Annotated in this window: 18 protein-coding genes, 2 tRNA genes and 2 pseudogenes; 14 read left to right on the top strand and 8 right to left on the bottom strand. The window is 61.8% G+C overall.

Annotated elements, in window-relative coordinates:
• Positions 1-3: 3 nt before the first annotated feature.
• From AC07P1_RS17015 to AC07P1_RS16990, 6 genes are all read left to right on the top strand, one after another.
• Positions 4-696 (top strand): RlmE family RNA methyltransferase, encoded by a 693-nt coding sequence (locus tag AC07P1_RS17015; protein WP_363508506.1) that lies wholly within the window; start codon positions 4-6, stop codon positions 694-696.
• A gap of 211 nt (positions 697-907) precedes the next feature.
• Entirely contained in the window at positions 908-2,791 is a 1,884-nt protein-coding gene (gene ftsH / locus AC07P1_RS17010; protein WP_494696931.1) for an ATP-dependent zinc metalloprotease FtsH, read from the top strand.
• A gap of 83 nt (positions 2,792-2,874) precedes the next feature.
• Positions 2,875-3,714 carry a dihydropteroate synthase gene (gene folP / locus AC07P1_RS17005; protein ID WP_494696930.1) on the top strand — a complete coding sequence of 280 codons (840 nt, stop codon included), beginning with the start codon at positions 2,875-2,877 and terminating at the stop codon, positions 3,712-3,714.
• 39 nt (positions 3,715-3,753) lie between these two features.
• On the top strand, positions 3,754-5,112 hold the full coding sequence (gene glmM / locus AC07P1_RS17000; RefSeq protein WP_494696929.1) for a phosphoglucosamine mutase: 1,359 nt from the start codon (positions 3,754-3,756) through the stop codon (positions 5,110-5,112).
• Positions 5,113-5,176: 64 nt separating this feature from the next.
• Positions 5,177-5,253, top strand: a tRNA-Pro gene (locus AC07P1_RS16995).
• A 69-nt stretch (positions 5,254-5,322) separates the two neighbouring features.
• Positions 5,323-5,399 (top strand) — tRNA-Arg (locus AC07P1_RS16990).
• A 44-nt stretch (positions 5,400-5,443) separates the two neighbouring features.
• Here the strand turns inward: AC07P1_RS16990 and AC07P1_RS16985 are convergent.
• The gene (locus AC07P1_RS16985) at positions 5,444-5,653 is read right to left on the bottom strand and encodes a hypothetical protein (RefSeq protein WP_494696928.1); all 210 of its coding nucleotides are present in this window, start codon (positions 5,651-5,653) and stop codon (positions 5,444-5,446) included.
• Between the two features lie 192 nt (positions 5,654-5,845).
• Between AC07P1_RS16985 and AC07P1_RS16980 the strand changes: the two are divergent.
• The 4 genes and pseudogenes from AC07P1_RS16980 to AC07P1_RS16965 form a co-directional block, all read left to right on the top strand.
• Positions 5,846-6,690 (top strand): annotated as a pseudogene (locus AC07P1_RS16980) (aldo/keto reductase); the annotation flags it as partial.
• Positions 6,667-7,263: pseudogene (locus AC07P1_RS16975) on the top strand (flavodoxin). The pseudogenes AC07P1_RS16980 and AC07P1_RS16975, both read left to right, overlap by 24 nt.
• Before the next feature lie 74 nt (positions 7,264-7,337).
• The gene (locus AC07P1_RS16970; protein ID WP_494696927.1) at positions 7,338-7,718 is read left to right on the top strand and encodes a nuclear transport factor 2 family protein; all 381 of its coding nucleotides are present in this window, start codon (positions 7,338-7,340) and stop codon (positions 7,716-7,718) included.
• A 440-nt stretch (positions 7,719-8,158) separates the two neighbouring features.
• On the top strand, positions 8,159-9,817 hold the full coding sequence (locus AC07P1_RS16965; protein WP_494696926.1) for a methyl-accepting chemotaxis protein: 1,659 nt from the start codon (positions 8,159-8,161) through the stop codon (positions 9,815-9,817).
• A 117-nt stretch (positions 9,818-9,934) separates the two neighbouring features.
• Here AC07P1_RS16965 and AC07P1_RS16960 read toward each other — a convergent pair whose 3' ends face one another.
• The 3 genes from AC07P1_RS16960 to AC07P1_RS16950 form a co-directional block, all read right to left on the bottom strand.
• A complete protein-coding gene (locus AC07P1_RS16960) occupies positions 9,935-10,144 on the bottom strand; it encodes a hypothetical protein (protein ID WP_494696925.1) in 210 nt (69 codons plus the stop codon).
• A gap of 239 nt (positions 10,145-10,383) precedes the next feature.
• On the bottom strand, positions 10,384-12,483 hold the full coding sequence (locus tag AC07P1_RS16955; protein WP_494696924.1) for a TonB-dependent receptor: 2,100 nt from the start codon (positions 12,481-12,483) through the stop codon (positions 10,384-10,386).
• 120 nt (positions 12,484-12,603) lie between these two features.
• Positions 12,604-14,556, bottom strand: a complete 1,953-nt coding sequence (locus AC07P1_RS16950; RefSeq protein ID WP_494696923.1) for a CocE/NonD family hydrolase — start codon at positions 14,554-14,556, stop codon at positions 12,604-12,606.
• A 320-nt stretch (positions 14,557-14,876) separates the two neighbouring features.
• Between AC07P1_RS16950 and AC07P1_RS16945 the strand changes: the two genes are divergently transcribed.
• Complete coding sequence (locus AC07P1_RS16945) at positions 14,877-15,464, top strand: FxDxF family PEP-CTERM protein (protein ID WP_494696922.1); 588 nt, start codon at positions 14,877-14,879, stop codon at positions 15,462-15,464.
• A gap of 82 nt (positions 15,465-15,546) precedes the next feature.
• On the opposite strand, the gene AC07P1_RS16940 is transcribed toward AC07P1_RS16945, so the two are convergent.
• Positions 15,547-15,996, bottom strand: coding sequence for a GNAT family N-acetyltransferase (locus AC07P1_RS16940; protein ID WP_494696921.1), 450 nt, complete (start codon positions 15,994-15,996; stop codon positions 15,547-15,549).
• A gap of 173 nt (positions 15,997-16,169) precedes the next feature.
• Here AC07P1_RS16940 and AC07P1_RS16935 point away from each other — a divergent pair, with 173 nt between their 5' ends.
• Complete coding sequence (locus tag AC07P1_RS16935) at positions 16,170-16,793, top strand: flavin reductase (protein ID WP_315212419.1); 624 nt, start codon at positions 16,170-16,172, stop codon at positions 16,791-16,793.
• A 48-nt stretch (positions 16,794-16,841) separates the two neighbouring features.
• Here the strand turns inward: AC07P1_RS16935 and AC07P1_RS16930 are convergent, their stop codons facing one another.
• Entirely contained in the window at positions 16,842-17,924 is a 1,083-nt protein-coding gene (locus AC07P1_RS16930; RefSeq protein ID WP_494696920.1) for a type II asparaginase, read from the bottom strand.
• Positions 17,925-18,063: 139 nt separating this feature from the next.
• On the opposite strand from AC07P1_RS16930, the gene AC07P1_RS16925 reads away from it, so the two are divergent.
• Positions 18,064-18,423, top strand: a complete 360-nt coding sequence (locus AC07P1_RS16925) for a hypothetical protein (protein WP_315212421.1) — start codon at positions 18,064-18,066, stop codon at positions 18,421-18,423.
• A 43-nt stretch (positions 18,424-18,466) separates the two neighbouring features.
• A complete protein-coding gene (locus tag AC07P1_RS16920) occupies positions 18,467-20,161 on the top strand; it encodes an FAD-dependent oxidoreductase (RefSeq protein WP_494696919.1) in 1,695 nt (564 codons plus the stop codon).
• A gap of 199 nt (positions 20,162-20,360) precedes the next feature.
• Here AC07P1_RS16920 and AC07P1_RS16915 read toward each other — a convergent pair whose 3' ends face one another.
• Together AC07P1_RS16915 and AC07P1_RS16910 are read right to left on the bottom strand one after the other, a co-directional pair.
• Positions 20,361-21,482, bottom strand: coding sequence for a patatin-like phospholipase family protein (locus AC07P1_RS16915; protein WP_494696918.1), 1,122 nt, complete (start codon positions 21,480-21,482; stop codon positions 20,361-20,363).
• Between the two features lie 78 nt (positions 21,483-21,560).
• Complete coding sequence (locus AC07P1_RS16910; RefSeq protein ID WP_494696917.1) at positions 21,561-23,708, bottom strand: TonB-dependent receptor plug domain-containing protein; 2,148 nt, start codon at positions 23,706-23,708, stop codon at positions 21,561-21,563.
• Positions 23,709-23,821: the final 113 nt, after the last annotated feature.

Raw genomic sequence — 23,821 nt, 5'->3', positions numbered from 1 at the left:
CGAATGAAGAAGAAGAAATTAAACAAAAACTGGTTGCACGACCACATTAACGACCCTTACGTGAAATTAGCGCAAAAAGAGGGCTACCGCGCCCGCGCCGCTTTCAAGCTCAAGGAGATCGACGAGGACGAGCACCTGATCAAGCCCGACCAGGTCATCGTCGACCTCGGCTGCACCCCCGGCAGCTGGGGCCAATACGTGCGCCGCAAGCTGGCCGGCAAGGATGGCGGCGGCATCAACGGCACCCTGATCGGCCTCGACATGCTGCCGATGGAGCCGATCGCCGATTTCCATTTCATCCAGGGCGACTTCCGCGAGCCGGACGTGCTGCAGCAGCTCGAGGACGTGGTCAAGGGCCGCAAAGTTGACGTTGTGTTATCGGATATGGCGCCCAACCTGTCCGGCATCGCCAGCGCCGACGCCGCGCGCATGGAACATCTGATCGATCTGGCAATAGAATTCTCGCAGGCGCATTTGAAACCTAGCGGTTCCTTGCTGGTCAAATGTTTTAAGGACATGGGTTTTAACGATATCGTGTTGAAGTTTCGCCAAGAGTTTAAAACGGTGGTGCAGAAAAAACCGAAAGCCAGCCGCGACAAATCGTCCGAGATTTTCCTGCTCGGCCGTGGGTTGAAAAACCCCACCGATGGCATGGTATCGGCGCAACCGCTCGATTCCGACCAATTCCGTCCTTGATCGCTCTTGTTTTTTACCGCACGGGCCGCACATCCAGCAAGGAAGCGTACTTTTGTCTTGATCCGCACCATATTTTGATCAAATAATGTGCCTTTCCGCTGGGTTTACACCCCCGCGCACGGGTGGGCTTCTGGCACCGCCTGCTTATTACGAGTAAAATCGGGTTTCTAGCCCTAGGTTAAAAGATGCGCCCCGCATCCAAGGAGTTTTCGTGAATAACATGTTTTCCAAATCAGCCATCTGGGTAGTCGTCGTACTGCTCCTGCTCATGCTGTACAAGCAGTTCGATAGCCATGGCGTTGCAGGCGGCGCCAAACCCATCGCTTACTCCGATTTGCTGGATGACGTGAAAGCCAAGCGCATCAAGGATGTCGTGATCGAGGGTGGCAACATCACCGCGACCCGCACCGATGACACCAAGGTGCGCACCACCGCCACGATCCTCGATCGCGGCCTGGTGGGCGACCTGCGCGACAACGGCGTCCGTTTCGACGTGAAACCGCCCGAGGAGCCATCGTTCCTGCAGCAAGTGTTCGTGTCGTGGTTCCCGATGCTGTTGCTGATCGGCGTGTGGATTTTCTTCATGCGGCAGATGCAGGGCGGCGGCAAGGGCGGCGCGTTCTCCTTCGGCAAGTCGAAGGCGCGCATGATGGACGAGTCGAACAACACCGTCACCTTCGCCGACGTCGCCGGTTGCGACGAAGCGAAGGAGGAAGTCAACGAGATCGTCGACTTCCTGAAGGATCCTAGCAAGTTCCAGAAACTGGGCGGCCGCATTCCACGCGGCGTGCTGATGGTCGGTCCGCCGGGCACGGGTAAAACCCTGCTGGCGCGCGCCATCGCCGGCGAGGCCAAAGTACCGTTCTTCTCGATCTCCGGTTCGGACTTCGTTGAAATGTTCGTCGGTGTCGGCGCCAGCCGCGTCCGCGACATGTTCGAGAACGCCAAAAAGCATTCGCCTTGCATCATCTTCATCGACGAGATCGACGCTGTCGGTCGTCACCGTGGCGCCGGCATGGGCGGCGGCAACGACGAACGCGAACAGACCTTGAACCAGCTGCTGGTCGAGATGGACGGCTTCGAAGCGTCGTCCGGCGTGATCGTGGTCGCCGCGACCAACCGCGCCGACGTGCTGGATAAAGCGCTGCTGCGTCCGGGCCGTTTCGACCGTCAAGTCTCGGTCGGCCTGCCGGACATCCGTGGCCGCGAACAGATCCTGAACGTGCACATGCGCAAAGTGCCGATCGGCACCGACGTCAAGGCCGACATCCTGGCCCGTGGCACCCCTGGCTTCTCGGGCGCCGACCTGGCCAACCTGGTCAACGAGGCCGCACTGTTCGCGGCGCGCCGCAGCAAGCGCCTGGTCGACATGATCGACTTCGAAGATGCCAAGGACAAGATCTTCATGGGGCCGGAGCGCAAGTCGATGATCATCCGCGAGGAAGAGCGCCGCAACACCGCCTACCACGAGTCGGGCCACGCGGTCGTCGCCAAGCTGTTGCCGAAGGCCGATCCGGTCCACAAAGTGACGATCATGCCGCGCGGATGGGCATTGGGCCTGACCTGGCAGCTGCCCGAGCATGACAATATCTCGGGCTACAAGGACAAGATGCTGGAAGAGATTTCGATCCTGTTCGGCGGCCGTATCGCCGAGGAAATCTTCGTCGGCCAGATGTCGACCGGCGCCTCGAACGATTTCTCGCGCGCCACCAAGCTGGCACGCTCGATGGTCACCCGCTTCGGCATGTCCGACAGCATGGGCGTGATGGTCTACGAGGACAGCCAGAACGACGGTTTCTTCGGCGGCGCGTCGAAGACGATTTCCGAAGCGACCCAGCAAATGGTCGATGCCGAGATCCGCAACATCCTGGACCAGCAGTACAAGCTGGCCCGCTCGCTGCTCGAAGAGAACCGCGAAAAAGTCGAAGTCATGACCAAGGCGCTGCTGGAATGGGAAACCATCGACGCGGACCAGATCAACGACATCATGGCCGGCCTCGAGCCGCGTCCACCGAAGCCGGGCGTGACGATCCGCAAACAGCCGCCCAGCGACGGTGGCACCGGCGTGACGCCTAGCGTGACGGCACCGGCCTAAGCAGTGGGCCGCAAGGTCCGCTAGCGCAGACAAGGGTGAGGAGAAATCCTCGCCCTTTTTCATTCCCACTTCCGTTTTTCTTCATGCGATCCACACTACAGTTCGGCCGATTCAATTACCCATTGCAAGGCGAGGCCGTGCGCGCCCGCGTGATGGGCATCCTCAACGTCACCCCCGATTCCTTTTCCGACGGCGGCCATTACCAGTCGCTGGAGTTCGCCATCTCGCACGCCGAGCAAATGATCCTGGATGGCGTGGACATCATCGACGTCGGCGGCGAATCGAGCCGCCCGGGCGCGCCGCCGCTGCCGCTGGAAGACGAGTTGCGCCGCGTGATGCCGGTGCTGTACGCGCTGCGCGATCAAGGGCCGGCGATCTCGGTCGACACCTACAAGCCGCAGGTGATGCGCGAAGCCATCATCGCCGGCGTCGACATGATCAATGACATCAACGGTTTCCGCGCGCCGGGCGCGCTGGAGGCGGTGCGCGACAGCGACTGCGCGCTGTGTATCATGCACATGCAATCCGATCCGCAACACATGCAGTTGGCGCCGTCGTACACCGACGTGGTCGCCGAGGTGATTGCTTTCTTGCGGGAACGGATTGATGCCATGATCACATCGGGAATTGATCCGCGTCGATTGTGCGTCGATCCCGGCTTTGGCTTTGGGAAGACGGTGGAGCATAATTACGCCTTACTCAGGGCCACAAGGCGGTTGATTGAGGAACTGGATATGCCATTGCTGGCCGGCTTGTCGCGCAAATCGATGGTCGGCGCGGTGACGGGCAAACCGGTCGAGCAGCGCATGGCCGGCAGCGTCGGCGGCGCGCTGGCGGCGGTGGCGCACGGGGCGGCGATCGTCCGCGTGCACGACGTCGCCGAAACGGTCGACGCCCTCAAGGTATGGCAGGCGGCACATTAAAACAACCAATAACAACGCAGACGATAAAGAGCACACAACATGGCACGTAAATATTTTGGCACCGATGGTATCCGCGGCCTGGTCGGCGAATCGCCGATCACGCCTGACTTCGTTATGCGCCTCGGCTTCGCCGCCGGCAAGGTCCTGGCGGGCGTTCCGCGCACCGGCGGCAAGCGACCGACGGTCTTGATCGGCAAGGACACGCGCATTTCCGGCTACATGCTGGAAGCGGCGCTGGAGGCCGGTTTCTCGGCGGCCGGCGTCGACGTCATGCTGGCCGGCCCGATGCCGACCCCGGCGATCGCCTACCTGACGCGCGCGCTGCGCCTGTCGGCCGGGGTTGTCATCTCGGCGTCGCACAACCCGTTCCAGGACAACGGCATCAAATTCTTCTCCGACCAGGGCACCAAGTTGCCCGATTCGGTCGAACTCGATATCGAAGCGGCGCTGGACCTGCCGATGGTGTGCGTGCCGTCGGAAAAACTGGGCCGCGCCAAGCGCCTGGACGACGCCCAGGGCCGCTACATCGAATTTTGCAAGAGCACCTTCCCGAACGAGCTCGATCTGCGCGGCTTGAAGCTGGTGGTCGACTGCGCGCACGGCGCCGCGTACAACATCGCCCCGCACGTGTTCCACGAGCTCGGCGCCGAGGTGATCGCCATCGGCAACAAGCCGGACGGCTTCAACATCAACCTCGGCCACGGCGCCACCGCGCCGGAAGCGATGGCGGCGGCGGTGCGCGCGCATGGCGCCGACCTCGGCATTGCCCTGGACGGCGACGCCGACCGCCTGATCATGTGCGACGCCAACGGCCGCCTCTACAACGGCGACGAGCTGCTGTACCTGATGGTCATGGACCGCATGGCCACCGGCCCGGTGGCCGGCGCCGTCGGCACGCTGATGACCAATATGGCGGTCGAGGTGGCGTTGAAAGAGAAGGGCGTCGGCTTCGCCCGCGCCAAGGTCGGCGACCGCTACGTGCTGGAGGTGATGCAGGACAAGGGCTGGCTGCTGGGCGGCGAAGGCTCGGGCCACCTGCTGTGCCTGGACAAGCACACCACCGGCGACGGCATCATCTCGGCGCTGCAAGTGCTGTCTGCGCTCAAACGCGCCGGAAAATCGCTGGAAGAGTGCACGGCCGAGCTGGTGCTGTTCCCGCAGACCCTGGTCAATGTACGCGTGGCCCCGGGTTTCGACTGGACCAAGAACGCCGCCATGGTGGCCGAAAAGGAAAAGGTCGAACGTGAACTGGAAGGTGGCGGCCGCGTTCTGATCCGCGCCTCCGGTACGGAACCTTTGATCCGCGTGATGGTCGAAGCACGTAACGCCAAGGACGCCGATTCGATGGCCCAGCGCATCGCCGACAAAGTGGAAGCGCAGTTGGCGGCTTCACTTTAGTAATGAAAGATTAATCCGACCCTCACATTGACGGCGGGGGCGCCAGGCGTTAGAATACTGTCTTCGGAGTGTAGCGCAGCCCGGTAGCGCACCTGGTTTGGGACCAGGGGGTCCAAGGTTCGAATCCTTGTACTCCGACCAAAAACACTAAACGGGTTGTCATCGACAACCCGTTTTTCATTTCCGCGACGAGTTCTCGTCGCGTCATCTCTGCCCATAGCTCAGTTGGATAGAGCATCAGCCTTCTAAGCTGAGGGTCGCAGGTTCGATTCCTGCTGGGCAGGCCACTCAATAACGTCGTATTCGTCGGTTTACGAGCCGATGTTGCCATTCAGTGGACGAAGCGCGCCGCCGCGAATGCTACGCCTGTCAGCGCGACCGCCGTGGCTATGAACCACTTGAGCAGAGTACCTTCCATCTTCGCAAGGTCTTCTTTCGTTGCGTAGTTCGACTTGACCACAGCCAAATCCACCTCAAGCGCAGATAGACGCTCTAAAGTCTTTTCCGTAATCGACTCGAGTTTTGATCGACGCTCTTCCATGTGGACATCTCGCTAATGCTCAGTACATTTGTCAGACAATGCTTGGGCGATGAAGTTCAAGTTGCGGTCCATATTGCTTATTGATTAGTTTGTCTAATAAGAACATGCGAATTACATCGGCTTATCAATGGGCGCCGGTGCCGGTACAGTATGGACTCTGACACGGAGGCCGAGCTGCCCGAGGAGCGCACGATGAATTACGCAATACTAAATAACGGCCTCAAGATGCCGCTCTTGGGATTCGGCGTTTTCCAAATTGCGGATCCCGCCGAATGTGAACGCAGCGTGATCGACGCAATCGGGGCGGGTTACCGGCTGATCGACACGGCGACGTCCTACCTCAACGAGAACGCGGTCGGATCGGGTATCAAGAATAGCGACATCGACCGCGCTAGTCTTTTTGTTACCAGCAAGCTTTGGGTGCAGGATACGGGCTACGAGAAAACCAAGCTCGCCATTGACCGGTCGTTGCAAAGACTCAAGCTTGACTATCTCGACCTGTACCTGATTCACCAGCCTTTCGGTGACGTGCACGGCTCCTGGCGGGCGATGGAAGAGGCATACCGCAATGGCCGGCTGCGTGCGATCGGCGTCAGCAATTTTCAGCCGGACCGCCTGATGGATCTGATCGCCTTCAACGAAGTGCGTCCGGCGATCAACCAGATTGAAGTCAATCCCACCAGCAAGACGACAGCGTGGCTTTCATGCGGGAAAATGGCGTGCAGGCCGAAGCCTGGGCTCCGTTCGCAGAAGGGCGGAACAGTCTCTTCCACAACGACGCGCTGGTCGCCATCGCCGCCAAACACAATAAATCGGTGGGGCAGGTCGTGCTGCGCTGGCTGGTGGAGCGCAACATTGTCGCGTTGGCGAAAACCACGCGCCGCGAACGGATGGTCGAAAACCTGGACGTCTTCGATTTCAGCCTCGACGACACGGACCTGGCCAGTATCGCCTCCCTGGAAACGGGAACGAGCAGCTTCTTCTCCCACCGCGATCCCGCCATCGTTAAATGGATGAGCGAACGCCGCCTCGACATCGGAGACAACATGGAAGATCCATCCCGACGCGCCATGATGGCCGCCCTCGCGGCCTTTCCGCTGGGCGAGGCAACGGACGCCGACGGCACGGCCGGTGCCGGTTCGCGCATACTCGTGGCTTACTTCTCCCGCTCCGGCAACACGCGGGTGGCCGCCGGCGTGATTCATCGCGCGCGGCATGCCGACCTGTTCGAAATCCGGCCGGCCCGCGCCTATCCGCAAGATTATTTTGAAACCGTCGAGCAGGCCCGCAGGGAACGCGACCGGGGCGACCAGCCGCAATAGGCGGGCCGGGTGGCCGATATCGCCGCGTACTCCACAGTGTTCCTGGGTTTTCCGATCTGGGGCGAGACGCTGCAGCCCGTCGTGCGGACTTTTCTGGCAACACACGATCTGGCCGGCAAGGTGGTGGTTCCCTTCGTTACCCATGGCGGCTACGGGCCGGGCGACGCCGCAGCCCAACTGGCGAAACGCGCTACCGGTGCACGCGTGCAATTCGCCTTCGTCATGGAGGCGGACCCGGAGCGGCGCACGACGACGCAGGTCCAGAGCTGGCTCGGGACGGTCAAGTAGCATCAACTATTGAAAGAACGCGGCTTATGAACGATTTCAGTGACATCAACCCAGCCGTTGTGAGAGGAACCGAAATGCATATCGATGACCACCACGCCGCCATCGTCGCCAGTTTACGTGCCTATCATCTGGCGATGGTGGAGGGACGTGTCGACACGCTCGAGCAACTGCTCGAACCACAATTTTCGCTGACGCACATCACCGGGCACGTCCAGTCCATGCGGGACTGGTTCGATGTGATTCGTACCGGGCGGTTCAACTACCACAGCATCCATATCGATGAGGACGAACTCAAGGTCGGCGTGGCCGGCGAGACAGCGCGCCTTAGCGGCAAAGGCATTTTCGACGCCACCATCGATGGCATGCGCGCGCCCTGGCGTTTGCGGTTCGACATGGCATATCGCAATCATGGCGAGCTCTGGAAGAGCGAGTGGGCGCGTTATGCCAGCTTTTGAGCCGGTTGGCGGGCTGGGGTGCTGGCCACATCGATCGCGCTGGCGGTGCCGGGGTGGTGATTGCGTCGCAATCCGGCCACCGCTTACCAGGTCTGCCCGCAGGTGTGCATATCGGAAATGTATAATCGAAATTCCCCAAGGAAATAGATTTTTGAGCGTACAATTGTTTGTATCGATTCATTGCTGATTGCTAGTTAATCATCTGACCTCCTAAAAAAAACGGGCAAGCCCGGCGCCCCGTCCTCGCGCCCACCCCTCAGCCCGTTAGCTTTCCTCATCCGCATGCCTTGCCCGCCCGCGTCGGCGTTGGCCGCCGGGGCGCCAGAAACAACTCCAATGGCTGTCCGGTTCTCGCAACTGGAAAAATCCCGCACTTAACCGTACCGCACACGGTTAAGCGCGTCGTTACGCACGTAACACATATAAAAGAAGGTCCAGCAATGAAGAACGCCACTCTCAAGTTTCGTATCGCCGCCATCATCGCATTCATCTCGCTCATCACGCTGGTCGTGGGCTTTGTCGGGTTGTACGGCATGGCCGAATTGAACCAGGGATTGAAGACGGTGTACGAAGACCGCACGGTCGCATTGGAGCAAGTCTCCAGAATCGACCGTCTCATTCTCAGGAACAGATATACCCTGGCCGAGGTACTGGTCGAGCCGAGCGCCCGGAAAAGCGCGGCCGCGGCCGAGCGCGTCAAGAAAGACCTCGCGGAAATCGACGTGACATGGAAGCTCTACATGTCGACGGCCCTGACTTCCACCGAAGGAAAATTGGCGAGCGAGTTCGCGGATCAATATCAAAAATTCAGCAACGAGGTTTTTAAGCCGATGACGGCCAACATGGTCGAGAACGATCTCGCAAGCCTTCAGCAGTTACTGATCCTGTCGAATGACCATAATCCGCCGGTGCGGGACGCCATTGCCGCGTTGCGCCGATTGCAGGTCGACGTGGCAAGGCAGGAATACGAGACGGCGTCGGAACGATACCTGTGGGCCAAGCTGCTTTCCGTCGGGTTGATAGCGGGGGGCTTGCTGATCTCCATCGTCATGGGATGGGCGCTGATACGCCAGGTCTACCGTCAACTCGGCGGCGAGCCCGCGTACGCGGCCGGGGTGGTACGGCAAATCGCGGCCGGCGATTTCCGTGCCGAGGTGGTGCTGAGGGCCGGCGATGAAACCAGCCTGCTTGCCGCGATGACCATGATGCGCGGCAATCTGGTCGACACGGTCGGCACCATACGCCAGTCCACCGAGATGATCGCCACCGCGTCGGGACAAATCGCCGCCGGCAACGCCGATCTGTCCGAGCGCACGGAAAAACAGGCGGGTACGCTGGAGGAGGCTGCCTCGTCAATGGAGGAGCTGACATCGACGGTCAGGAACAATCGCGACAACGCGTTGCAGGCGAACCAATTGGCGCTGTCGGCCTCCGAAGTGGCGGTCAAGGGCGGGCAGGCGGTCGCCTTGGTGGTCGACACCATGAGCGAGATCAATGATTCGTCCAAAAAAATCGTCGATATCATCAGCGTCATCGACGGCATCGCGTTTCAGACGAATATCCTCGCCTTGAACGCGGCGGTCGAGGCCGCCCGCGCCGGTGAGCAAGGGCGTGGTTTCGCGGTGGTGGCCTCGGAAGTCCGCAATCTGGCGCAAATGTCGGCCAGCGCCGCCAAGGAGATCAAAACCTTGATCAGCGCGTCGGTGGCGAAGGTCGAGGTGGGTAGCAGGATAGTCGATCAGGCGGGTTTGACGATGGAAGAGGTCGTCACCAGCATCCAGCGCATGACGGAATTGATGGGCGGAATCACCGCCGCCGTGCGGGAACAGGAAGTGGGCATCAGTCAAATCAATCATGCAGTCGCCGAAATGGACAATGTCACGCAGCAAAATGCCGCGTTGGTTGAAGAGGCGGCCGCGGCGGCCGGGGCGCTCGAGCAGCAGACGATACAGCTCGTGGAACTGGTCGGCGTGTTTAAACTGCCGCCGGCATTGACGGCGCCAGCCCCGGTACCGATCCCGGGGCCGGGGCCGCGATCGACCGGGAAGCCTGCCCGCCCGATCCTCAAGGGCCGGAAGGTGGTCGCCCTGGCGCGCTGACGGCGCCACCGGCGAGCGCTTGATGGTCGATCCCAGCCAACGGTCGACCCTGTTCTACGGGAACTAATCGGCGCTTGAATAGCATTGTGCGACCAACGCGTCGAGCGGCTATAAATTCTATTGAATAAATTTCGCGGCAGCGCATGCCAGGATTGCCATTGTGACGGCGGTTCCAATAAACCACTTGAGTAAGTTACCTTCCAATTTAGCGATGTCTTCTCTTGTGGCATAGTTTGATTTGATCACGGCCAAATCAACCTCCAGAACCGTGATCCGTTCTAAAGTTTTCTCAGCCAGCAATTCAAGTGCTGATATGCGCGTTTCCATTCGACCATCATCCCCGCAATATCGATTATCAGCAGGAGTCAATGCTGAAGAAGAGCCTGACGCAAGGTTTTTCTGATGTCTGCTTCAGATATTGATGTCATGAAGAGTATCAACACCGATCCTGAATCGCTTGGTCGCATCAAAGTTTTGGGGGAGCCGACCATCTCAGCATTGGTCGGTTGGGGGCGGTGGTATGCCAGAAATTGGCGCGCTTACGCCGATTTCTGGCATGTCTTACCTTAGAAACGATAGCGTGCGGTCAGCTGGACCGAGCGGGGAGCGCCTGGCAGGTTCAGATTTTTGCTGCTGCCGTGTCCGGCCACGATATAAGCGCGGTCGAACAGATTTGTCAGGTTTAATGTCAAGTCAATACCACGGTCACGGTAATAGGCCATCGCATCGGCTGTGACATAACTCGGTAGCGTTACCGTATTACCCGGATTGGCAAAACGGTTGCCGACATAATTCGCGCCGCCGCCCACGCCGAAACTGCCTCCGAGCGCTTTGCTCACCCATAAATTGGCGGCATGCTTAGGAGTTAATGTCGGGCGCTTTCCCAGAACCGCTTGGCCGTCGTCGCGCCCAATCGAAGAAATCATCGCCGCATCCAGATAGGAATAACCGGCCCATGTCTTCCAGCCATTACCCAAATCGCCATTGAATGTCAGCTCTATGCCTTTGGTGCGTTGTGTGCCGAGGGGTAAAAGTTGAAGCGTCAGCGGGTCGGTGGTTTTAATATTGGTGCGCGTCAGCTGGAATATCGATACGCCAGCCGATGCCCGGCCATTGAATAAATCGTATTTGGCCCCGACTTCCTTATTCTTTGTAATCTCCGGCGCGATCTGCGCATTCGCGGTGGTTAATGCGAAACCTTCGCCCGATGGCTGGAAGGAGCGGCTGAACGACGCGTAATACGATTGCACCGCATTCGGCTGATAAACCAGTCCCGCGCGCGGACTCCAATTACGATCGATGCGGCTGACATTCGGAACGCCGACGCGCCTTTCGACATTCTCCTGTTCAAAGCGGTCATAACGAATACCGGCCAGCGCTTTCCATTGAGGCGCCAACGTCACCATGTCCTGCAAATAAGCGCTGGCGATTTTGAAGATGCCCAGGTTATTCGACGTCGGCGCGCCGCCGGCGGTGAATGGCACAACCGGATTCACCGGATTAAACAATGAGACAGTCGCAACATTGGCTTGCGAGCGCACCAGCTGGTTCTTGTCCTGCTTGCCGAACTCAACGCCGTAAAGTATCTGATGCTGCATGCCGGCCAGTTCCGCCAGCTGGGTCAGCTCGGTCTGGTTCGAGTAGCCGTCCTCATCGCGCGCGACGTTGCCACGGGTGAGGGAGGCGGTGCGCGCCGCTTCATTGACCGAGCCGACCAGCGTATTGTTGCGGTCTAGCGAGTAGTCGTAGTGGCGGAAGGCGTTGCGGATCGACAGCTGGCGATTGAAGCGGTGATCCAGCGTGAAACCGTAGGCCTTCACTTCCGATTCGCTGTAGTCGAAGTCTTCGGCGTTGGCCGCGCCGTAATAGGTGCCGGGCGGGACATCGACCGCGCGTCCTTGATACGAGGGGATGCCAAAGTCGGTCACGCGCTTGTCTTTCAGATATTCCGCCTGCAGCAGCAACAGCGTGTCCGCGCCGAGCTTGAGTTGCACCGACGGCGCCAGCGCCTGGCGCTTGAGGAATTGCTGGTCGCGATAGCTGCCCGAGTCTTCCGCCGCGCCCGTCACGCGGAAGGCCACGCCGCTGTTGGTCAGATTGCGCGCCAGGTCGAACTCGCCGCGTTTCTGGCCCCAGCGGCCCACTTGCAGGCTCACTTCGCTGCGGTCGATGCCGGGCTTCTTGGTGATGCGGTTGATCATGCCGCCGGACGAGCCTCGGCCATACAGCACCGAGGCCGGCCCCTTGATGACCTCGATCTGCTCGACATTCGACAAATCGCGGAAATACAGCGCATCGTCGCGCATTCCGTCGACAAACTGGTCGCTGATGGCGCTAAAGCCACGAATGGTGACCTGGTCTCGCTGGCCGTCGCCGTGCGACATGCCGATGCCCGGCACCGCCTTGAGCACGTCCTGCATCGAGCGCGCGCCCTGGTCGCGCAGCAGTTCCTGCGGCACCACGTTAATGGTTTGGGGAATGTCGCGCAGCGGCGCGTCGATCTTGGTGCCGGTGGTGGAGGTGGTAGGGCGGTAGCCGTCCGCTTCGCCGCTGACGGTCACGACCGGCATGGCCTGGTCGGGTACCGCGCCGGTCTGCGCCAACGCGGCGTTGGCAAAGGAGAGGCTGGCCAGCATCAAGGCCAGCGGGGTCTTGGTCAGTGTCATGTGAGTCCCTGAAGTAGTTGTTGGCTGGCTACTTGGGTCGCATGACACTTCGCTGGCTAAATAAGAATAATTATCATCTGATTATCCTCCTAAGATGCTAGTTACGCAAGAAACAGCTAATCAGCGCGCCGACGGCAACAGCTGTACTTCGATGCCCGAGTACATCGACGGCGCGCGGTAAATCCGTTGCGTCGCCTTCTGGAAGTCCTCCGGCTTGGCTTTCGGAATGTCGACAAAGGTCTGCGGATTCAAATCCACCAGCGGGAACCACGAGCTCTGGATCTGCACCATGATGCGGTGTCCGCGCCGGAAGGTGTGGTTGACGTCGCTCATCGTGTAGTTGACCGCCTCCACCTTGCCCGGCGTGAACGGCTGCGGGTTCTCGAAACCATTGCGGAACTTGCCGCGCAGCGGGTCGCCGCGCACCAGTTGCTGGTAGCCGGCCATGTTCAGCGCCGGTTTCGGCACGTCGGTGTGGTGTTCGTCGCTCTGGCCGCTGTTGGGATAGCTTGCCGGATAGACGTCGATCAGCTTGACGACCCAGTCGGCGTCGGTGCCGGTTGTCGAGACGAACAGGCGCGGCTTCACCGGGCCGCTCAAGGTCACGTCTTCCTCAAGCACCTCGCTGCGGTAGGTCAGCACGTCCGGCCGGGTGGCGGCGAAGCGCTGGTCGCCCACCATGTATTCCTTCGGCACGCCCGTCGCCGGATAGGCGGTGTACGGCACCGGCTTGCGCGGATCGGCCACATACTCGTCGAAGGCTTGGGCGGCGCCGGCGGCCGGTTGCTTCCAGTCGAGCGTGCCGTTCGGTCCCAGATACAGGGTGCGCGTCTGGGCCTGCTTCGGCGGCCACGCCGCGTAGTTGCGCCAGACATTGCTGCCCGTTTCAAACGCGTACACCTCCGACACATTCTTGTTCGGCACGCCTTTCAGATGCTGCTCGAAGAACGGGAATTCGATCTTGCTGCGGAAGTATTCGCCGGTTTTCGAGTCGAACTGGACATGGCCCAGGCTTTTGCCGTCGTAGCGGCTCCAGCCGCCGTGCGACCATGGTCCCATCACCAGGCCGCTATAGATGCCGGGATTGTTGCGCTTGATCGTGCTGTAGGTGGTCAGCGGGCCTTGCAGGTCTTCGGCGTCGTACCAGCCGCCCACCGTCAGCACGGCCGCCTTGATGTTTTTCAGGTGGGGCGCGATATCGCGCGCTTTCCAGAATTCATCGTAGGTTGCGTGCTCGATGGTGGGCATCAGCAGCGTGCGCTGGTTTGCCGTCATCGTATTGGTGATGTTGGACAGCGTCAGGTGGGACAGGAAGAATTCGTAGGCGTCGGCGGTGCCGTAGTCGAAGCGGGTCCAGGTTTTCGGCAGCGGCGTCGGGTTGGGCACGTCGACGAAGGCAGCGTAGAAATCGAAGTTTGCCGACAGCATGAAGGCGCCGCCATGATACGAATCGTCGTTCATGTACAGGTTGGTGACCGGCGCCTGCGGCGAGGCCGCCTTGATGGCCGGATGCGAATCGATGATGCTGGCCGAGGTGTAGAAGCCCGGATACGAGATGCCCAGGATGCCGACCTTGCCGTTGTTGTTGGGGACGTTTTTCAACAGCCATTCGACCGTGTCGTGCATGTCCTCGCTCTCGTTGCCTTCGCCTTGGGCGCGCTTGGGATTGACGTGCGGCGTCATCTCCTGCCACTTGCCCTCGGACATGTAACGGCCGCGCACATCCTGCTGGACGAAGATATAGCCGCTTTGCTCGAACTCGGGCGACGGTCCGACACGGTCCGGGTAAAAATCGACGCCGTAATGCAGCTCGTCGTCGATGTCCACGCCGGCGCTGTAGGGCGTGCGTTCCATCAGGAATGGGTAGCGCTTGCCGGCATCCTTGGGCACGTAGACGGCGGTGAACAGGCGCACACCGTCGCGCATGGGAATGCGGTACTCGTACTTGGTGTAGTGCTCGCGCAGATTGTATTTGGCCGGGGCGTCGAGCGCGGCGGCGGGCGCTGAGTAGCAAAGCCCGCCCAGCGCGAGCGCGTTGAGAGCAAAGGCAAGGGCGGTAAGGCGCGATTTCATGGGTTCCTTGTGATATGAAAGGCAAAGATGCATCAGTGTAATGCCAGTGGATAACTTTGGCTGCGAGAAATTTGCGCACCGACATATTTCTCTTTAAAAACATCAGCTTGCCCACTGGGGGTGAGGCTTGTTAACAGCCTTATCCACAGAATTTGTTAACAACCGGGCCTGATGTCATCCCGACAAATCATTTGTACATTTCGACACTTGTGTTGGCTACCGCACAGTTGACGCGGATACAAAACTATATTCTCCGCATCACCGAATAAGGGTGTTCGGTAACTCTAATTGCTTAAATACTAACTACTGCGGAACCAAAAATGAAAATCAAAAATATCTTGCTGGCATCGATGATCGCGGGCGCCAGCCTGTTCGGCTCGGCCGCTTTCGCCGCGAACGTGGGACAAACCGTCAGCATCAACCTGGACAGCGACGGCGTGGGCGGTTTCAACGCTCACTTCGGCAACACCTACGGTAGCGCCGACCGCACCAACACGTTCACCGATAAGTATATGTTCGTTCTGAACTCCAATTTCGACTCGTCCACCTCGCTGACGTCGAGCTACCTGGCGTCGAGCACGGTCAAGGATCTGCAGATCACCTCGTTCAACCTGATCAAATACGATCCGATGACCGACGCGGTGCTGGGTACCTATACGGGCAGCAACTTCACCGGCGGTGGTGCGCATCCGACCGATCGTTGGGAATTGACCGCGACCGGCCTGTCGGCAGGCAGCTATTTCGTTCAAGTTGACGGCCTGGTCGCCGGCACCGGCGGCGGCGCTTACGGCTCCGACCTGACCATCGCCGTTTCGGCAGTGCCGGAACCAGCAACCTACGGCATGATGGCCGCCGGCCTGGGCCTGCTGGGCTTTGTCGCACGCCGCAAGCAAGCCAAAAAAGCTTAACCTAGGGTAGGTGTTGTCCGACGCGTCTGAGCCTACGAACTCAGACGCGTTTTTTTATGGCCGCTCGGAATTCGTCAGTAACTCATCCGCCAACTGGCACGAACATTTTGCGCTGGAAGGGATTGATATCTTTTTTCAGCAGGTTCGGCAGCAAGGGATCGGTGGCGAACGCCTGCGCCTTGTAGAAAGAATCGGTGCCGTCGGCCGCTTCGAGCAGCAGGCGGCGGATGCCATGGCCGTGGCAGTATTGTTCGATGCGCGCCAGGAACCAGCGGCCGACGCCGCGTCCACGGAATTTGCTCGAAATAATCAGGTCCGACACATAGCAAAATTCCGGCGGCGCCAGTTCCAGGCGCGCAATGCCGATTTGCTTGGTTTTCCATTCAACGCTGACCCATTGGACTTTGCCGCGTGCATTCGCAGGCGACGGTTTCGGTAGCGTCCCGGACAGGTTGCCGTCCTTGCGGTAGGCTTCCAGCGCCTTGTTCGACAGGGGCGCTTTAAGCGGACGGAATTGCAATTCTTCGATCATATAGTGCATTCGGCAGAGAAGGTGCTCAAGCGTAAACCTCGCGCGCCGGTCGCGCAAGGGTGGCGTCACAGGTATTTCGCGCGTGGACGGACCAGTCCGGCCCAAAGCACAAGTCAAAGCCTTGTGCGAAAATCGGCCATGGCGCCATGGTGCGCCGCATTTACCGGAACCATATGACCGAACGCTATTTTTACCAGCCATCCCAGGGCCACGGCTTGCCGCACGATCCGTTCAACGCCATCGTCGGGCCGCGCCCGATCGGCTGGATTTCCTCGCGCGGCGAACAGGGCAACCTGAACCTGGCGCCCTACAGTTTTTTCAACGCCTTCAACTACACGCCGCCGCTGATCGGCTTTTCCAGCCAGGGCCGCAAGGATACGCTGCGCAATATCGAGCAGACCGGCGAGTTCGTCTGGAATCTGGCGACGCGTCCGCTGGCCGAGGCGATGAACGCCAGCTGCGCGCCGGCGCCGCCCGAGGTGGACGAGTTCGTGCTGGCGGGGCTGACGCCGGCGCCGTCGCGCATCGTCGGGGTGCCGCGCGTGGCGGAAAGTCCGGTCGCGTTCGAATGCAAATGCACGCAGATCATCCGCCTGCAAAGCGCGGCGGGCGAGCCGACCAATGGCTGGCTGATCATGGGGGAGGTGGTGGGTGTGCACATCGCCAACGAACTGCTGCGCGACGGCATTTATGACACGGCGGGCTCGCGGACGATTTTGCGCGGCGGCGGCCCGGCCGATTACTTCGAGATTGGAGCGGATAGCCTGTTCCGCATGCGGCGGCCAGACTATCCGTAGGGCGCATTAGCGGGCGAGGCCCGCTAATGCGCCCACGGTATCTCGAGATTAATACGTGTAGAACATTTTCTGCACGGCCTTGCTGTCATTGGTCTTGGTCAATGCCAGCATCAGCAGGATGCGCGCTTTTTGCGGGTTGAGCGTGTCGGCGGCAACGAAGTCCAGCTCGTCATCGTTGGCTTCGCCGTTGCGCGCCAGGATGCCCTGGCCGACGCGGCTGCCACGCACGATCATCACGCCCTGTTTGCGGGCGGCGATCAGCGCCGTTTTGACCGGGGCGGCCAGGCTGCCGTCGCCGACGCCGGCGTGGATGATGCCCTTGGCGCCGGCGGCGACCAGCGCGTTCAGCGCGACCGGGCCGACGTTGGCGTAGCCGTAGACGATGTCCACTTGCGGCAGTTTGTCCAGTTTGCTGATGTCGAACTCGGTGTCAGCCGTGTGCTTGCGGGTCGAGGCGCGGTAGAAGTAAGGCTTGTTGCCCTGGATGTAGCCCAGCAGGCCCAGTTCGGTGGTCTTGAAGCTGTCCGGGGTCGAGGTGTTGGTCTTGCTCACGTCGCGGGCGCTATGGATCTGGTCGGCCATGGCCACCAGCACGCCTTTGCCGGCGGCGTCGGGATTGGCGGCCAGCAGCACGGCGTTGTACAGGTTGATCGGGCCGTCGGCCGACAGCGCGGTGCCCGGGCGCATGGCGCCGACCAGCACGACCGGCTTCCTGCTTTTCACGACCAGGTCGAGGAAGTAAGCGGTTTCTTCCAGCGTATCGGTGCCGTGGGTGATGACGATGCCGTCGACGTCCGACTGCGCCAGCAGCACGTTGACGCGCTTGGCCAGGGTCAGCCAGTGTTCGTTGGTCATGTTTTCGCTGGCGATCTGGAACACCTGCTCGCCCTTGACCTGGGCGACCTTGGACAGTTCCGGCACGGCCTTGATCAGGGTGTCGACGCCGACGGTGGCGGCGGTGTAGCCGACCGTGGTCGTGCTGCTGGCGCCGCTGCCGGCGATGGTACCGCCCGTGGCGAGGATGGTCACATTGGCCAGTTTGTCTGCTGCCTCGGCATAGCTACCAAGCAATAAGGTGCAGGCCAGCAAGGCTTGATAGAAACGGGCGGGAATATTATGGTTATGTAACATGCGATCTCCTGATCAAACTGTAAAGCTTGAGATAGTAACAAATACACAGTCTGTCAACAATGCAAGGTGTTGCGGCGTTACGGTTGACAGACCTGCTATATTAGAGCTGATTTCAGGGAATTACAAAAGAGAAAACATTATGACTTTAGCAAACACCCTTCGCCGGGGTGCGGTGCTGTCGGTGGCGTTGACGCTGCTGGCCTGTGTGACCGCCTGCGGCAAGAGCCAGGCGCAGAAGCAGCAGGAAGAAGTCCTGACACTGACCAGTTTGGGCGAAAAATATGTAAAAGAAAAGATCCGCGACCCTGGTTCCGCGCAATTTCGCAATCAATTCATCGGCAAGGGCGGCGCGCCCTGCGGCGAGGTCAACGCCAAGGACGCCTTCGGCACCTATATCGGATTTCAGCGCTACATCTCGGTCGCCCGAGAGCTGACCTTGCTGGCGCAGGATGTCGCCCCGGCCGAGTTCGAGGAATCGTGGCGCGAGCTGTGCCGCTAGCGGCGGCGCCCCCGCCGCCCAACATCATTGAACGAGGACACGCATGGAACAGCAGCCCGGCGCCGGCATGGCGATCAGCCCGCATTTGGCCTCATCGGACATCGGCAACCGCCGCCACCAGATCTTCCCCACGCTGAGCGACCGCCAGTTCGAAGTGCTCAGCCGCTACGGCGAGCGTCGCACCATCGCCGCCGGCGGCGTATTGTTCCGCCAGGGCGACCGCCACATTCCCATGTACGTGCTCATCTCCGGCGCCATCGAGGTCGAGCGCGCCTCCGCGCTGGGAACGACCGTCATCGGCACCCACGGCCCAGGCTCCTTCACCGGCGAGATGGGCACCCTGGCCGGGCGCGCCGCCGTCGCCACCGCGCGCGTGATCGCCGATGCCGAGGTGATCGTCATCGGCGAGGAGTCGCTCGGCACCCTGGTGGTGTCCGAGGCCGATTTGAGCGAAACCATCATGCGCGCCTACATCCTGCGGCGCGTCGCCTACATGCAGGACCAGAGCGGCGGCTTGCTCATGTTCGGCGCGCGCGATTCGGCGCCGACCTTGGCGCTGCGCCACTTCCTGACCCGTAACGGCCAACCAGCCGCTTATTTCGATCTCGACCTGCACGAGGAAACCGGCGCGCTGATGGCGCGGTTCGGCGTGACGGCGGCGGACATTCCGGCCGTGGTCACGCCCAATGGCGAGGTGCTGCGCAATCCCACCTTGCGCCAGCTGGCCGACGGCATCGGCCTGAGCTCCGACCGCATCGACGGCCGCACCTTCGACCTGGTCGTCGTCGGCGCCGGGCCTGCCGGGCTGGCGGCCGCCGTGTACGCGGCCTCGGAAGGCCTGAGCGTGGCCGTGCTGGACGCCAAGGCGCCGGGCGGTCAGGCCGGTTCCAGCTCCAAGATCGAAAACTACTTCGGCTTCCCGACCGGCGTCTCCGGCCAGGCTTTGGCGGGCAGGGGACTGTCGCAGGCGCGCAAGTTCGGTGCCGAGGTGGCGGTGCCGGTCAAGGTCAGCGCGCTCCATTGCGGCGATGCGGAATTCGATATCGCCATCGACAGCGGCGAGCGGTTGCGCGCGCGCTCCATCGTCATCGCCACCGGGGCGCGTTACCGCAAACCGGACTTGCCGGGACTGGAGCGCTTCGAAGGGCGCGGCGTCTATTACAGCGCCTCGTTCATGGAGGCCACCTTCTGCGCCGACGAGGAGGTGGTCATCGTCGGCGGCGGCAATTCGGCCGGACAGGCGGCCGTGTTCCTGGCCGGGCATGCGAAACATGTCCACATCGTGGTGCGCGCCGACGGCCTGGCCGCCAGCATGTCGCGCTACCTGATCCAGCGCATCGAAGCCGCGCCGAATATCACGCTGCACACGCGCAAGCAGATCGTCGAGATGGTCGGCGGCGACCGGCTCGAGAGCATCGTCTGGCAGACGGCGGGCGGCGAGGCGCGGGCTTCACCGGTGCGCCATGTGTTCCTGTTCCTCGGCGCCGAGCCCAATACCGCGTGGCTGGGCGATTGCGTGGCGCTGGACGACAAAAACTTCGTGCTCACCGGATCGGACGTGGCGTCGGGAGCCTGGCCGCTGGAGCGGGGGCGGCATTTTCTGGAGACCAGCCGGCCGCGCATCTTCGCCGTCGGCGATGTGCGCAGCGGCTCGGTCAAGCGGGTGGCGGCGGCGGTGGGCGAAGGCTCGGCGGCGGTGCAGGCGCTGCATCAGGCGCTGGCGTCGGATTTTGTCTGAGGCGCGCGCGCTGTCGCGGCGCGTGCCCGGTGGATTGAGGCGGGCGCCGCTGCGGCCACGGACCTATGCACACACGCGAGCCACGTAGGGCGGATTAGCGAAGCGTAATCGGCCATCGTAGCGCCGCCGGCGGATTGGGTTCGCCGCTGCGGCCATGTAGCCGCCGATGGCACTTGCACGACCGGTCGCGCGGCACGCCTCACACCTCGCGCAACCGCTTGCTGTACTTGGTCGCCCGCCGCACCGGCGGATGCTGCCCCGCCGGATGCGCCAGCGCCTCCAGCGCGCGGTCGTAACCGTACTGCCACTGGTCGTTCATGTGCTGCACAAAGGCGTCGTACGTCGACGGCATCGCCAGTTCGATGCGATTGCGGCGCCAGTGCAGCTTTTGCTGCAACTGCTGTTTGGCCAGCACGCGCGACACATCCGACGAATCGATACGCAAGTCCGCCAGATGGGTGTTGGCATAACGCAGCCGCGCGTTGCCGTTCAATCCCAGCACCGCGCGCCAGGCCGGTATCGAGAACACCTGGTCGAACGCCTCCTTGAACTCCATGATCACCTCGTCCCCGAGCCGGCGCGCGATCTCCACCGGGAACAGATCCAGTACGCCGCCGATGTATTCATCGCCGTCATACTGGCGGCAGCGGAAGTAGATCATGTCGGAGATCGAGATACGGGCCGCCTCGGCGATCGGCACGCCGCCATCGATCAGCAGATCGGGGGAGACGGCGTGCTCGCCCCAGCGGGCGTCGGCCAGGGGAGAGGACATGCCGCGCAGCGCGGCCGCGGCGCGCTCTCCGCAAAACACGGTCTCCGCGAACAGCTTGCGCTGGCCGCGCGGCCGGCCCACTTCCGAGGGATCGAACAGCAGCTTGCCGCCGATGATGGCGACATCGACCTCCGGCGCGCCGCTGGCGGACGGGAAGGGCAGTTGCGGCGGAATGTCGAACAGATAGTCGCCGAACAGGTCGGGGATGACGGGCACGCTGGCCGGCGACAGCCTGCGCCTGGCGGCGCGCGCCAGGGTGCCGATCAGCGCCGCGTGGCGCGTCGATTTCAGCCCGCACCAGAAGTCGTACATATCGCGCGACGCCAGCCATGCGCGCTGCTCGCCGGGGTCGGGCAGGTTGTTGATGATGGTCGCGGCGATGGCGCCGCCGCAGCTGGCGAGCAGGATGTCCGGCGCCTTGCCGGCCTGCCGCAGCGCCGCGTACATGCCGATATAGATGCCAAACCGGAATCCGCCACCGCCCATGACCATGCAGCGTTTATACGGTTTATAGACTTCTTGTAAAGGTTGGGTTTGTGCGTGCGTCATGGATGAAACCTTACCACAGCACGGCCTTCAATCAAGCGCTGGACCGACGCTTGTCCCACATTTGAATCATCGCCGATACTACAGTTGATATTCCAGCATCACGCGCAGCGTGGCGCTGCTCGGTGTGACCGTCACCCGGTGCCGCACGCTGTCGGTATCGACGTAATCGTGCCACTCGGTCGCGGTTTGCCGCAGCAGGTTGTTGCCGGCGATGCGCAACTGGGTCCTCGCATCGATTTTCCACAACGCGTACAGATCCAGCTCCCGTTTTGGACTGCTGCCCAGCCGCACCTGCCGCGCCTGTCGCACCGCGCCGCCGGCCTGATAATTCAGATTGCCGCCCACCGTCAGCGCCGAACCGTCCGGGCGATAGTCCGCGCCCAGGTTGGCGGTGAACGGCGTCTGCGCCTCCAGCCGGTTGTCCGGTCCAGGCACCTGGTCGACGCGCGACCAGTTGCGCGCCAGGTTGGCGCGCAGATCGACCGCCGGCGCGCCCCGCAACAGACGGCGCAGCGGCAGCTTGGCCTCCAGCTCAACGCCGCGCACACTGGCGTTGCCATTGTTGAACGGCGCCTCGACCCATACGCCATCCTGCTCGAACAGGCGCGTGATGGTGACGTCGCGTATCCGCCGCAGGTAGGTGCCGACGCTGACCAGCGCACCGTCGCCCAGATAATGTTCGTAGGCTGCGTCCAGCCCCCAAGCCGGTTCCGGGCGCAGATTCGGATTGCCCTGCTCATCGGGATTGGTCGGGTTATTGTTGTTGTCTTTGGTGTAGCGGCGCGGCACCAGCTTGACCAGCGGCGGCGCCTTGTAGGTGCGGCTGACGGCCAGGCGCAGCACGTCCTTGTTCGGCAGCGCGTAGCGGGTTTGCAGCGACGGACTCCAGACCGCCGAGCGCGAATCCAGCGCATCGGGCGCGTTGGCCGCGTCGGCGCGGCTCGCGGTCTCCAGCCGCTCGTGACGCAAGCCGAGATACAGCGAGTAGTTCTTGGTCGCCTCCCATTCGTCCTGCACGAAGAAGGCCAGGCGATTGACGTTGGCGCGGTAGTCGGCGTTGTTGGCGCCGGTCTGCTCGCCGCTGGCGCCGAAGGTTCTTTCGTTGCGGTCCTCGTTGCGAACGGCGCGGCTGACATCCCAGCCCAGCGCCAGCGCGTGGCGCTCGCCGACCGGGTGGCGATACGTGCCGCTGGCCGTCACGCTGGTTTCCGACGGCCCGGATTCGACAAAGTGCCGCGCCTTGGGATTGCCTTCGATATCCATGCCGTAGAAATCGAAAGTGCCGCTGCGACGGTTGCTGCTCACGCCCAGTTTGGTTTCCAGCCTGGCGCCGTGGGACATCAAGTGGGTCCAATTCACATCGCTGCGCAACGTGACGAAGTCGGCGACGAATTCGGAGAGGTTGCGCGGATACTCGCTATTGTCGCCAACCAGCGCCGTCTCGTCGGCGCGGTTGTGATTGTCGACCCGGCGCAGATTGGCGAAGCTTTGCCAGCTCACCGTGTCGCCGCCGGCCAGCGTCCAGTTAAGGCGCGGCGTCAGGGTCAGCGAGTCCGTGCGGCCGGTATCGGTTTGCGGCGTGCGTCGCAACAGGATCAAGGCGCCATTCAGGTCACGCTGCTCCTCCTGGTCGGTAAAGGGCTTGTTCAGCTGCTTGCGCTGCACCGTCGCCGCCAGACTGTATGAATAGCCTTTGTCCTGGTCGGAGAACTGCGCCGTCAGCGTGGGCGTGGTCCCGCCGCCCTGGCGGGCGACGCTGGCGCCAAGCGAACGCTGGCCGCGCCTGACCGCCTTTTTCAGGATCACGTTGATGGCGCCGGCCACCGCCTGATTGCTGAATTCCGCCGTCGCGCTGCGCATGATCTCGACGCGTTCGATCATCTCGGGTGCGATGGAGTCCAGCGAAAACCCGGCCGCCACCGGCTCGCCGTTCAGCATGATCTGTGTGTAGCCGTTGCCCAGGCCGCGCATGCTGATAGCGCCGCCCTGGCCTGGTGTGCCTGAGATGCTGATGCCCGGCAGGCGCTTGAGCGCGTCGGACAGGGACTGGTCGCCCTGGCGCACCAGTTCCTCATGCCGGATGACGATGGCGGTGGTGGTTTCGCGCTGGCGCTGGTCGGCGCGGGCGCCCGTGACCTGCACTTGCAGCGGCTCGGGTATGTCGGCGGCGCTGGCGCCTGCGGCGGAGATCAGCAGCAAGCCGCCGGCGATTCGGTGTAACGGCATAACGGTTCCTCAATGGTCGCCGCCAAATTTCGGGCGGCAGTTCGCCTTGCCGCGGCCTGGAAAGGCTGCGGCTTACCGGCAAAGAATGGTTGAATAAGGGGAGTGGGGTGGCG

The organism is Duganella sp. GW821-FHT07F09, from assembly GCF_059418705.1.
The sequence above is the reverse complement of the archived record's forward strand: the minus strand, read 5'-3'. Positions and strand labels throughout refer to the sequence as shown.